Annotated in this window: 12 protein-coding genes; all 12 read right to left on the bottom strand. The window is 60.3% G+C overall.

The window, feature by feature from the left end:
- Nucleotides 1–145: 145 nt before the first annotated feature.
- Nucleotides 146–1000, bottom strand: a complete 855-nt coding sequence (locus tag FJE54_RS04730) for a PHP domain-containing protein (protein WP_255467222.1) — start codon at nt 998–1000, stop codon at nt 146–148.
- Nucleotides 997–1806 (bottom strand): phosphonate C-P lyase system protein PhnL, encoded by an 810-nt coding sequence (locus FJE54_RS04725; protein WP_139651574.1) that lies wholly within the window; start codon nt 1804–1806, stop codon nt 997–999. The genes FJE54_RS04730 and FJE54_RS04725 overlap by 4 nt, the downstream gene beginning before the upstream one ends.
- Nucleotides 1803–3305 (bottom strand): alpha-D-ribose 1-methylphosphonate 5-triphosphate diphosphatase, encoded by a 1503-nt coding sequence (locus FJE54_RS04720; protein ID WP_255467221.1) that lies wholly within the window; start codon nt 3303–3305, stop codon nt 1803–1805. The genes FJE54_RS04725 and FJE54_RS04720 overlap by 4 nt, the downstream gene beginning before the upstream one ends.
- 73 nt (nt 3306–3378) lie before the next feature.
- Nucleotides 3379–4323, bottom strand: coding sequence for an ATP-binding cassette domain-containing protein (locus FJE54_RS04715; RefSeq protein WP_255467220.1), 945 nt, complete (start codon nt 4321–4323; stop codon nt 3379–3381).
- Nucleotides 4320–5174: an alpha-D-ribose 1-methylphosphonate 5-phosphate C-P-lyase PhnJ gene (locus FJE54_RS04710; RefSeq protein ID WP_139651573.1), complete on the bottom strand. Its 855-nt coding sequence runs from the start codon at nt 5172–5174 to the stop codon at nt 4320–4322. Before FJE54_RS04710 ends, FJE54_RS04715 begins: the two co-directional genes overlap by 4 nt.
- Nucleotides 5175–5178: 4 nt before the next feature.
- Nucleotides 5179–6348, bottom strand: a complete 1170-nt coding sequence (locus tag FJE54_RS04705; protein ID WP_139651572.1) for a carbon-phosphorus lyase complex subunit PhnI — start codon at nt 6346–6348, stop codon at nt 5179–5181.
- Complete coding sequence (phnH, locus tag FJE54_RS04700) at nt 6348–7043, bottom strand: phosphonate C-P lyase system protein PhnH (RefSeq protein ID WP_139651571.1); 696 nt, start codon at nt 7041–7043, stop codon at nt 6348–6350. The genes FJE54_RS04705 and phnH overlap by 1 nt, the downstream gene beginning before the upstream one ends.
- Nucleotides 7040–7453 carry a phosphonate C-P lyase system protein PhnG gene (gene phnG, locus FJE54_RS04695; RefSeq protein WP_439653127.1) on the bottom strand — a complete coding sequence of 138 codons (414 nt, stop codon included), beginning with the start codon at nt 7451–7453 and terminating at the stop codon, nt 7040–7042. The genes phnH and phnG overlap by 4 nt, the downstream gene beginning before the upstream one ends.
- Nucleotides 7454–7501: 48 nt before the next feature.
- Nucleotides 7502–8374: a PhnE/PtxC family ABC transporter permease gene (locus FJE54_RS04690; protein ID WP_255467219.1), complete on the bottom strand. Its 873-nt coding sequence runs from the start codon at nt 8372–8374 to the stop codon at nt 7502–7504.
- Nucleotides 8371–9225 carry a PhnE/PtxC family ABC transporter permease gene (locus FJE54_RS04685; RefSeq protein ID WP_255467218.1) on the bottom strand — a complete coding sequence of 285 codons (855 nt, stop codon included), beginning with the start codon at nt 9223–9225 and terminating at the stop codon, nt 8371–8373. The genes FJE54_RS04690 and FJE54_RS04685 overlap by 4 nt, the downstream gene beginning before the upstream one ends.
- Before the next feature lie 62 nt (nt 9226–9287).
- Nucleotides 9288–10124, bottom strand: coding sequence for a phosphonate ABC transporter ATP-binding protein (phnC, locus tag FJE54_RS04680; RefSeq protein WP_139651568.1), 837 nt, complete (start codon nt 10122–10124; stop codon nt 9288–9290).
- A 213-nt stretch (nt 10125–10337) separates the two neighbouring features.
- Nucleotides 10338–11441, bottom strand: a complete 1104-nt coding sequence (locus FJE54_RS04675) for a phosphate/phosphite/phosphonate ABC transporter substrate-binding protein (RefSeq protein ID WP_139651567.1) — start codon at nt 11439–11441, stop codon at nt 10338–10340.
- Nucleotides 11442–12274: the final 833 nt, after the last annotated feature.

The following is a 12274-nucleotide window of genomic DNA, read 5'->3' as shown; positions in this document are numbered from 1 at the left end:
GAGGCAAAGCAGAGATACCTGCGGATACACGAAACATATGCGATGTTTCACGTGAAACATATGTTCGTATTTTATACTGAATGGTCGGAAAGCTGCAAGCGAGCTGCGGCAGCGAGTCCCCGTTGCCGCAGCCCATCCTACCGGTCTATCCCCGAAACCCAAGGTGCGGTATCCTGCCGAAGCGGCCGTGGTAGTCTGATCCACCCGTGCACACGAGATCGTAGCGGTCGGCCAGCATCGCGCACGCAGCCCAATCTTTCAGCCCGTGATCGGGATGGTACTTCTCGATACCGCGCAACCCGCACGCTACGAGGTCGTCGGCGATGGCATAGCTGTCGAGCTGGCCGGGATGTGCGAGCACGGCAACGCCACCGTCTTCCACGATCGCAGCTACGGCATCGCATGCATCTACGTACTCGATGTCGCGCGCGCAAATGCCGCTGCCCTTGAAAAGCATGCGGTACAGCGTCTGGTATGCATCCGATCCGTACGGCTCGCTCGTAAGCGCTGCCATGAGATGCTGCTTGTAGAGTGCCGTCGAAGCGAGCGCGTGCTCATGGACCCGATCGGCATCGACGGCATACCCAGCCTCGAGCATGCGATCGAGCTGCCACTGCGAATTCTCGCTGCGCCGTTTCAGCACGGGAGCGCAGAGCGCCTCGACAGCGGGCGAGGCGCTTGTAAGCCCCAAACCGAGCACGTGCACCTTGCGCTTGCGCGCTGCATCCCATGCGCTTATCTCCACGCCGCCGATCACCTCGACACCGTACGCTTCGCCGAGATCGATCGCAGCGTCGAGACCGCACGTGGTGTCGTGGTTTGTGAACGCGACATGCGTAATATGGCGCATCGCCGCCTGAGCGAGCACTTCGGAAAACGTATCCGAGCCGTCCGATACCGTCGTGTGCACGTGAAGATCGGCGCAGATCGTCGCCGAATTCGCGCGCTCGAGGTAGGTGAGCAACTCTTCGGTTTCCGAAGCGCCCGCATGCGCGTTCATACCATCGCACCTTCCTGCATATTGAACTCCTTGTCGCACAGGCCTTCCATGAATTCGAGGTCGTGGAAGATGCCGAGCATGGTCGTGCCCCGATCCTTCAGCCGCTCGATGAGCTCGCGCACCTTTACCTTCGATGCGTTGTCGAGCGAAGCGGTCGGCTCGTCGAGCAAAAGCAGCCGCGGCTCCTTGATCATCGCCGCCGCTATGTTGAGCCTGAGCTTCTCGCCGCCCGAGAACGTCCGCGGATACACGTCCCACAGATCTTCGCCGATGTCGAAATGGTGCAGCATCGCTTCGGTCTCGCGGCGGCACTTCGCCTGGGCGTTGCACCCGTACGTCTCGATCGCGCTCTGCATCACGATATCATAGGCGCTGCGTCTCGGCAGCACGCTTAAAAACTGCGATACGTATCCGATTTCATGGGTTCGCAGATAGATCACCTGCCGCTGCGTCGCCTGGGCCAAATCGAGCCTGCCAAACGCTGCGGAATCGTAGAGGATCGACCCCGATTCGGGCAGGTTCGTCCGGTAGATGCAGCGCAGGATCGTCGATTTTCCGCTGCCGCTCTTGCCCGTAATGCCGACGAACTCGCCCGGCATGATGGTCAAATCGATGTCGGCGCATCCCCTGATGTGCCGATCAACCGCATGGAGCGTGAAGGATTTGGCAAGCCCGCTGATTTTGAGCAGCGGAACCGAATCGTCTGCCGCCTGTCTTCTGCCCGCATGTTCTTCGGGCAAACCTGCGGCCTCCCGCAAAGCCCGGCCTTGCGTTGCGACCGCCACCGCCTCCGCAAGCGCCGTCATCGAGCCACCTGCACGTTCTCGATGTGCGTTTGGGCAGCATCATCGTGGGCAATCGCCTGCTCAGCCGCATACCGGTCGGCAGCGAAATCGAGCGATTCGCATGCGCGCTCGGAAAAGAGCGGATAGCGGCTTCGGTGAATGCAGCGTCCGCCGACAAACGCATCGGTGACGACTGGCACTGCGTTCGCCGACATCTCTTCCGAAACGGGAAGTTCCCTCACCATGATCAGATCGGCGCGCTTGCCGACCGCGATCGACCCGATCTCGTCGTCGATGCCCGCCGCTTTCGCGGGATGAGCAGACACGAGCGCGAACGCCTCGGCAAGATCGAGCTTTGCTGCACGATGAAGCACGAACACGGCTTTGAGCAGCGCGGCAGGATAATAATCGCTGCACAGCATGTCGATCGCGCCCGCCGCCACCGCTTCACGCGCGGAAAGGTTGCCCGAATGCGAACGCCCCATCACGACGTTGGGCGCTCCAGCAAGCGTATGCATGCCGCGTGCGCGGGCGCTTTCGGCCACATCGAGCGTGATCGGAAACTCGGAGACGGCCACGCCGAGCGTTTCCATGCAATCGAGCTTTGCACACGAATCGTCGTCATGCGAGGAAACGGCGATGCCCTTCGCATGGGCAAGGCGTGCGAGCTCGGCCATCTGCCCCAGCGTGAGCTTGTCGCTTTTCTGCTGCAGCTCAATGATTTCGGCCACGTCTTCGTTCGTCAGGTCGCGGTAGCCTTTGAGCGTCTCGCCGAACAGCGCGAGATCGGAGTACTGCCCTTGGCCGGGGGTGTGGTCCATGAACGAGAGCATATCCACGCGGCCCGCTTCGACAAGCCGCTTGATCTCGTCGTAGCGATCGACCGAATCGAGCTCGACGCGCACGTGGAGACGATGACGGATGAGATGGTTGTGCTCTTCGGCACGCTTCGCACGCGACACCTCGTCGATGAGCTTGATCACGTTTTCGAAGTTGCGGATGGGCTTGTGATCGAACACCGAGGTCCGGTACACCGAAAGCGAGTGGAACATCGTCGTGATACCGTGCGCCGCAAGCTCGCGGTCCGCCTCGACAAGCGAAGTGCGGAAGTCCATGACAACGCTTGGACGGGGGCTCGCCACGCTTTCGATGTAATCGGAGTGCACATCGACCATGCCCGGCGCAACGTAGGCACCGCGCGCATCGACGATCATCGGCATTGACGCCAGAGCTTCGCCGCCTGCCGCTTCGGCGCTGAGCGCCTCGTCGATGATGGTTTGCGCCGAGTCGACAAGATCGCGCTGCTGGGCAGGAAGGTTTGCGCCCAAAGCAGGTTCGCCGGCATGCGACGGCGCGTCCGTCGAAGCGCCAGCGCCGCCACGCACCGTGCGGGCGCTCGCATGCGCGCTCGGCCTGATAGCGGCGATGCGGCCGTTTCTCACGTACACGTCGTGGTCGGGCAGCACAGCATGCTCGCACACCACGGTACCGCCGGATATGATAAGGGTTTCGTCGTTCACGATTCGGTTCCTTCTTTCTGTTGCGGTCGTTCTCGTTGGTATGCGATGCGACGCTTTCTGCGCCGCATCGCAATCACAGCAGCGAGTACACCAGCTGCTGGGTATAGGCGTGCTGGGGATCTTCGAGTATCTGGTCGGTCAGCCCGGCTTCGATGATGCGCCCGTCGAGCATGACGACGGTGCGATCGGCGAGCATGCGCACGACGGCGAGGTCGTGGCTCACCACGAGCATACTCACGTTGAGATCGCGGCGAATCTGCTGGATGAGATCGAGCACGTTCGCCTGCACCGAAAGGTCAAGTCCAGTCGTCACCTCGTCGAGCAGAAGAATCGGGGGGTTGTTCGAGAGCGCTTTGGCAATCTGGACGCGCTGCTGCATGCCGCCCGAGAACTGCTTCGGCGGATCGGTCTTGCGGCGCTTCGGAATGTTGACACGGTCGAGTAAGTCTTCGCCGCGCTCGCACATGTGCGAAACGCTGCGGTCGCCCGAGGCGATGAGCTGCTCGGCGATGTTCGAGAGCGACGAATACTCCATGCGCAGGCCCAGATACGGGTTTTGATACACCATGCCGAACATGGTGTTTCTGATGCGCCGTTTCTCCTGGGACGACAAGCCGAGAATGTTGCGCGCTCCCTTGTCGTAGGGCTGCACCCGGATATCGCCCGCGCTCGCCTCCTGGTCGAAGTACAAGCATTGCATGAGCGTCGATTTGCCGCTTCCCGATTCGCCCACGATTCCCACGATCTCACCTGGGTACAGCTCGAGACTCACATCGCGCACCGCATGTACGGTTCCGCATTGCGGGCACAGGTTCCGCTCGAGCTTCGCCTGCGGATCGGCGCAGTACGCGCACCCCTCGCCGAATCGGCGCGACAGATGTTCGACTGCGATGCACGGCGCTTCGGTCATGCGCTTGGCCCGCACGCTTACGCGAGGCAGAAGCGGGCGCATGGGACGCGTTTCCTGCTTCGGTATCGCAATTGCTTCGCCGGTTTTTGTACGTACGCTCGTCGTCATAGCACGCCTCCCTCGCTCGCGCGTTTCGCCCGCGCGGTGCACCAGGCGGTATCGTTGCAGCAGTAATACGTTTCTCCCGTGCCTTCGTCCACCAGCTCGTCAAGATACGTGTCGGTCGCGCCGCAGCGAGCGCACGATGCGCCGGCAAAGCTTTCAACCGAAAACGAGTAGTCCGCGAAGTCGAGCGGCTCGACGGTCGTATACGGGGGTACGGCGTATATCTTCTTCTCGCGCCCCGCGCCGAGCAGCGTGAGATGCTCGCTCATGTGCAGCTTGAGCGTGTCGAAGCGCGGTATCGGCGATGGTGCCATGATGTAGCGTCCGTTCACCTTCACGGGGTGGTCGGCTCCGGTCGTGGTCGTACCGAACCGCACGATCTGATCGAACAGCCCGAGCCACGCGCCCGTGTAATCCGCTTCGGCATGCAGCGTGCGAGTCTTGGCTTCGCTCGGCTCGAACTCACGCAGAGGTTCGGGGGTGGGCACCTGCAACACGAGGATCTGGTTTTCGCTCAAAGGCTCTTCGGGAATGCGATGGCGCGATTGGATGATGCTCGCCCGCGTGGTTTCGGAGGTCGTCTCGACATCGGTCGTGGCGCACACGAGTTTCTTGATGTTGACCGCGTTCACGCTTTCGTCGGAGCCCTGGTCGATCACCTTGAGCACGTCGTTCTCGCCGATGAGGGCAAGCGTAACCTGCAAGCCCCCTGTTCCCCATCCGCGGCCGATCGGCATTTCGCGCGAAGCGAAGGGAACCTGATAGCCCGGGATGGCAATGCCCTTCATAATCGCACGCCTGATCTCGCGTTTCGATGCCTCGTCGAAAAAGGCGAAGTTGTATAGCTGATCCATGGTTCTACCTCGCACTTTCTGCCGCACGCACCGCAGCCGATGCGGGCTCCCGTGTTTTGCGCACGCTTGAGAGCTTCGATTGAAACGTCACGTAGTGGGGAAGCTTGAGGTGCGAGATGAAGCCGGTCGCCTCGATGCCGTCGACGTGATACAGCACGAACTCCTCATCTTGGGTCGGGAATCGCTTATCGCCTTGCGTGAGACAGTTGTCGAGCACGCTCATCGCAATCGCTTTCGTTTCCGCACCGCCCATGACCATGCCGTATCCCACATCGAAGCTCAGCTCTTCGGTGCCGTCACCCTTTTTCTCATGCGATTCAAACAGGCTTTCCACCTCGGTCACCGGCATCGATCCCACGTAGTAGGCTTCCTCGGGATTTCCCGAGCAAAGCGGAGAATCGAGAGCGATCTCCACGAGGCCGTGGCGCAGCTCTGCAACGGTGGGGTGCGCGGGGCCGAACCCGCGAATGGCCGCATAGCCGAGCGCATTGACCGCCTGCGTCATGCCGCGCGCAAGCGTTTGGAGCCGCGCCGAGCGGGGCGCGGGAAACACAAGGGGTTCCATCGTCACGTCGACCGGTTCGGTATCGTCGCACGCATACGTTGCGAGCAGACCTTCGCTGCGCACGTACTCGGCGACCTTGGGAAGCGATCCGCTGGTTTCTGCTGCGTCTTCGCGCCGCGCAGACGCCAGCTCGGCCTCTTCGAGCGCTTGCTTCTTCCACGTGCGCTTCAGACGCTTTTTGGCCTCGCGCAGCGAATCATCGTCTTCCTCACGCAGATTGAAATCGATGAGGCGATGGCTGTAGTCGCGCGTTGCACCGAGAATCTGGCCACCGGGAACGTCCTTGAAAGCCGCCGAGATGCGTCGGTCGACCTGCATGAAACGAGTCTCGACGGCTCTGCTCACGTACGGTCGCTCAAGAGTGGAACGAAATGCCCGCAGCAGAAACACCGCCTCTTCGGGAGAGCCCTGCGCCTGCTTCAATGCAAGGGCCGCAAGTTCGGGCGCGTACAGCGAGCTCTCACCCATGACCTGATCGATCAGATCGGGAAAAACCGCCTGTATGGTTTCGACGTCCACGCTTTTCGTCGTGTGGACCCGTTGCCATTCGAGCAGGATCTGGCTTTCTTCGATGGCCTCTTGACCGCCTCGTACCGCTACGTACCCCATTACTGCGCCTCCTTTCCTGCCCGAAGCGAAACGAACGAGGTACGCGGAAGGGCAACCACGCGACCGGAAGGATCGGTCAGGATGATGTCGATCCCGCAGGGAAACTCGTCTTCGCGACGGTTGCGAGCCCACACCCACTCGATGCGATCGACGCCGAAGGTATGGGAATCCTTGACGCCGGGGCCCTCGACCGACACCCAGATAAGCTCGGGTTCTTCCGAAGCGTCGTAAGCGGAAGCACGGTGCGCCGCGTCCGAACCGAAAGCGCGCTGCGCTTCTCCGTCGGATGCGATGCGGTCGCACTCGATGAGCACGGTTGCTCCCGTTTCGGGTGATTCGAACGTGCCGCCCGCAGCCTTCGAAACCGCATCCTCTGCACACGCTTCCCCGGCTGCCTTCGGCACCACGACGAACGCCGCGCGGTCGGCCGGGCGTGCGTGCGCATGGGTTTCGGCGGCAAGCGCCTGCTCGAGCGCCGGCATATCGGACGCAACCGCAACCGTGGTCGCCTGATCGACGAACAGATCGATCAGGGTCGCAAGCGAGGCCGACACAGCCGGATAGCGCACGTCACCTTCGCCTTCGTTCTCGGCAAAAAGCGGCATCCTCGTCACGGTCCCCGGACGAGCCATTGCGCTCAGTGCTGCCCTAAACGCACGCTGCATGCGCAGTATCTCGCGTTTCGAAGCGCTCACTGCACACCACCGTCCATCGTGGAGAAATCGACGCGTGTGCGCTCTACGAGCGCCTGGCTTTTCAACTGCCGCTCGTACAGGCGTCGGGCCTCCTTCTCGATGCGCTGCTCCCACCGCTGCTTGCCCTCGAATGGGCGCTCCGAGCGATACGCCGCATCGACGACCGCCAAGTTGTACGCTGCGTTTCGTTTGCTGCCGAGCACGTATCCGAAGCCCATGGCATCGCCGATCCGTACGCGGCACGAGCACATGAGCGCTTCGCCGAGGTAGAACAGGCTGTTGCGGGAGCTTTCGCGCACCTTCACCATCACCAACTCCTCGCGCGGCGCATCGAGGACTTTGACCTCGCAGGCCTCTTCGACCTCGGCCGCTATCTCCTGGGCAAGCGCTCCGTCACCTTCGACGAGCACTCGCGTTCTTTCATACCGATTCACACTACCGCCCTTCAGCTCAGGTATTTACGAATTGACGATGTAGCGACGGCGCAACCTCGTCGCAATGATTTCAAGTACGACGGCCACCGCAAGGCACAGATAGACGATGAGCCCCACCTCATGGATGTTGTAGTAGAAGCTTCCCGCCAAAAACAGCTGGTAGCCGATGCCGCCCGCCCCGGCAACCGCGCCTACGGCCACCGCGTTCACGAAGTTGATCTCGAACCTGATGAACGTCCACGAGAGCATCTCGCTCGCCTTCTCGGGTACAACAGCCGCGAACACGGTTTGCCACCACGAGGCTCCGCATGCGCGAAGCGCTTCGAGCGACCCCTTGTCGATTTCCTCGAAGCTCTCCGAATACGCCTTTACCAGGTAAGCGATGCTGTGGAACAGAAGGCCGATCACCGCCGCTTCGGGCCCGAGCCCGATAGCCACCGTGAACACGAGGACCCAGAGAATCGTCGGCACGGCACGGAAGAGTGACATGAGCGCCTTGATCGCGTTGCTGAGCGCCTTGTTCGACAGGTTGACCGCTGCAAGCAGGCTCAGGACGAACGCGATGACTGCGCCGATGAACGTGGTAAGCACCGCGAGCGCGAGCGACACGAACAATCCCGTCACCACATCGGCAAGCGTGAAATGCCCCGCAAGCCCCGGTTGCAGCATCATGATGAGGAAATCTTCGCATGCCTGCGCAAGCGCAGCGAAGAACGCGACCTTGCCGTAGTTCATCGTGACGAGCGCGAACACCGTCAGGGCCGCCAACGCGCCGAGCACCACGGCTACCACGGCGTTCTGCTTGCTCATCCTGCGCGTTTTGATCTTTCCCGAACGGGTGAAGCGCATCGCGCGGGTTGCATCGGACCCGATCGATGCGAGCGCCGTTTCCGTCATATGATCTGCCTCCTCACGTAGTTCGAAAGCGCCTCGCATGCGATCACAGCAACGACGATTGCCAAGATGACCAGGCCGGCAACGTCGTAGCGGAAGCTCTTGTAGAACAGGTCGAACAAAAATCCGATGCCCGTTCCCGTCAGGATGCCGATGAGCGTTGCATCGCGGATGTTCGTCTCGATCATGTACAAGACCCAGCTGATGACCGACGTGATCGTCATTGGGATGACCGCCTGCACGACGATCTGCGCATAACCCGCACCCGTCGCACGGAGCGCTTCGACTGCGCCAGCGCTCACCTCGTCGATGCTCTCGAGATAACAGCGGGTCAAGTACCCGAAGCTCGTGAGGAACAGGGCGAAGAACCCGGTGAACTCGCTTTGCTTGAACGAGAACAAGAGGACGAATGCCCATGCCACCACTGGAATGTTGCGGAAGAGCGACGCGATCCCGCGCACGACAACCGACACCGGTCCGCCGATGCCGACCGAGCGCGAGCCGAGCACGGCGAACACGAAGGCGATGAGGGCCGCCGTGCAGCTTGCCGCGATCGATACGAGAATCGTGGAACCGAGCGACGAGAGGATTTGCCCGAGCTTGGCGAAGGAGTCGGCTGTCGGAATGAAGTTCGTTGCCATCCATACGATACCGGCCGGTATATCCACGATCGAAGCGACCGGATCGAAGCCGACGTAGCTGCCTGCAAGCGCGTTGAGTCCCACGAACAGCAAAAACAGCCCGACCACGAACAGGCTGCGCTTGCGAAAGAACCGCTCGCCCGCCTCGCCGATGATCCCCTGCGATGACATCGCAGCATCGATCGCGCCAGCACCTGCATAGGCGAACGCCACCTCACCGGAACCTTCGGGGCACTCGGACCCCCGTTCGGCGCGTAACCGGTTTCGGATCCCGCTCATGAAGCAACACCCGCAGTCGCCAGCACGTCAGCCTCGACCGCATCGGAGAAATCCCGGATGCGCGGCGCCTGTTCCTTCACGTACGACGTACCGTAAATGTAGGCGATGGCTTCGGAATCGAGCTCGGCAGGCGTTCCGTCGAACACGAGCTTGCCGTCCTTCAAGCCAATGATGCGATCCGAGAACTCGATGGCGCAATCGACCTGATGGAGGTTTACCAAGCACGCGATGCCGAGGTCGTCGGCGGCCCACCTGAGGTATTCCATGATCGTGCGCGACGCCTTCGGATCGAGGCTTGCAATCGGCTCGTCCGCCAGCATGAGCAGCGGCTCCTGTACGAGCGCTCGTGCAATGCCCACGCGCTGCTTCTGTCCGCCTGAAAGCTGATCGCACCGACGGTACGCGAACTCTTCCATACCGAGCCGCGTGAGCGTTTCGAACGCAAGCACCTTTTCCTCTTCGCTGTACAAACCGAATACCCCAGCGATGCTCGATTTGTAACCGAGGCGACCCTGCAACACGTTTTCGATGGTCGTCGAGCGAGAAACGAGATTGTAGTGTTGAAAAATCATGCTGATGCGTCTGCGCACCTGCCGCAACTGTCGTTTCCCGAGCGCAAGCACGTCGCTTCCATCGAATTCGATGCTTCCTTCGGTTGGGTCGATAAGCCTGTTCACGCATCGCAGAAGCGTCGATTTACCAGCCCCCGACGATCCGATGACCGAAACGAACTGGCCGCGCTCGATTTCCATAGTCACATTGTCAAGCGCCCTCGTTTTGCCGTTGTAGCTCTTCGACACCGACTTCATTGCCAACAGTCCCTCATGAGACATGTGATTTCTTCCTTTCTGCCCGATCGCTTCCCGCGCATCCGCTAACGGCAGCTCGGATGTTTTCTGCCCAACCGTTTCCCCGAGCTCTCACTGCCGACAGCTCAGGTGCAGCCGCAGACCGCGTTGGACACCGAGGCTCGTCGTACGCGGCCCGCACACCGCAAAGCCCACCGATCGTCCGAGATCGGCGGACTCGCTGGACTGCCGTTACGGCTAAGCGCCGAGTTTTCTAATGGGTTCGTACCAGTCGTCGGTTACTTCAACAAAACAGGTCTTTTCCGAATCCTTCTCGAAAATGCCCTGGGCGTTCTCGTCCTCGGGATCGACGAAAATCTCCTTGTTGTCGGCAACCGCATCGGAGCAGAAATAATCGACGATCTTCGTGCGCGTATCGTCATCGATCGCCTCTTCGTTGAAGCACACGGGCGCGTTGAGAACCGGGGTGATGGCGATGATAGTGAACTGGTTGCCGCGCACCGTGTCGAAGGGAGCCTCGGCATCGTCTTTCGCCTTGTACACCGCCCCGACCGTATTGGCCTCGCCCGATACGAGATCGAGGTACATATCGACATCGACGTCGTCGAATGCTGCCGCTTCTGCATCCCCTGAAAGCAGGTTTACCGCCGATCCCGCATGCGAGTTGCCAAAGAGCACTTCCGAGAAGAACGCGCCCGCCTCGAGCAGCTCGTCCGAGGAATCCAAACCGAACTCCGCGACGATAGCGCTCGACGGCACTTTGAAACCCGAGGTCGAAGTTGCCGTTACGAACGAGAACGGCTTGCCCTGTATGTTTTCGAGGGAGTACTCGCTTCCGCTTTTGTACTGTTCGGCATCTTCGGTGCGCACGCAGATACGGCTGTAATAACACGCGCCGTCGAGACCGCCCTCTTCGTCGCTGTTGGTGAACGCGGCAAGCACATGGGGATTCTTCTTATTCGCCTGCACGTACCCTTCCGCTCCGAGAAGCGCCATCTGAGCGCTGCCCGACGCGATGGCCTCGATGGCAACGTTGTAATCGGTTGTGGTCATAAGTTCGGTTTCGCGCCCGCATGCCGCAGTGATAGCATCGCCGATGGCCTGACGAGAAGCGGTAAGATCGGCCGATGAATTATCGGGAAGCCATACCATGGTGATCTTCTCCGCAGCGGTCTGCCCGCCTTCCGCGTTCGAACCGCTCGCGTTCGCCTGGGCGCTCGCAGCTCCCGCAGCCGAACCGCTCGCAGCCGTGCAACCCGTCATGAGGCCGAGCGCTCCTGTTGCGAGCACCGCGGCACCGCCGATGACGAACTGCCGCCGGGATATCGTGCTTTCAAACATGCAACTCCTCTTTCCTGTCATCCTTCATCGTTTAGAAAGCGGAGGCCGAAGGCTCGAGAAGGGAATCGCTCTGGGAGGGGGTTGAACGCCGCCTTCGATGCCTTCCGCTACAACGACTATGCTAGGCATGCTCTGTTTGGGCGAGGTCAGGCGGAAATCAAGCTTGCGTCAATTGTTCGCAAACGGCAGGTCATGGTTTGTTCATGCAACAGTAAAGGCGCAGGTGGTAAGCGACTTGCCACCATGTGCCGTTCTGAGTGGACTAATCTCGCAGACTCGCATTGCGATGAGCTTCGATAGTCCCGATTGTCTCGGCATTTCGAATGTTCCCCGTGTTCCAGTTGGTCCCGATCTTTTCGATATGCTCCGATACTCCCAATGCTCTCGGTGATGCAATGCTCCAAATGTTCCCGATATCCCGAATTCCGGCACAAATTCCGAGGTTTGACAATTGTGTAACACCATAAGTATCTAAATACGAATTACCAGAGCGCAAAATGCCTGATGGCAAAATTCTGAATCATCAAAAAATAAATGTATGATACTCTCTAATTGTCAAACCTCGGATTTTGTGCCAAGATCGGCAACTTCGGGAACGCAGAAAGCACCCCTCACTATAAAAAGGAATGCGCCTGCGTTCGATATCCTCATGCGCACCTTCGAAGCAGACCTCCTCAGTCAGCCCGAACCCATGCTTCAAAGTCGACCCCTTGGTCAGCCCGAACCAAGCGCATACTCAAAGGCTTCGAAACAGCACGCGTACGGTGCTTCGCTTGGGGCGAAAACTCGACGATAGCCGCAGTGTTTCAACTGTGCCATTATAAACATTGCGC

The organism is Raoultibacter phocaeensis (genome assembly GCF_901411515.1).
GTDB classification, from domain to species: Bacteria; Actinomycetota; Coriobacteriia; order Coriobacteriales; family Eggerthellaceae; genus Raoultibacter; species Raoultibacter phocaeensis.
This window is presented reverse-complemented; position numbering and strand designations above follow the sequence as displayed.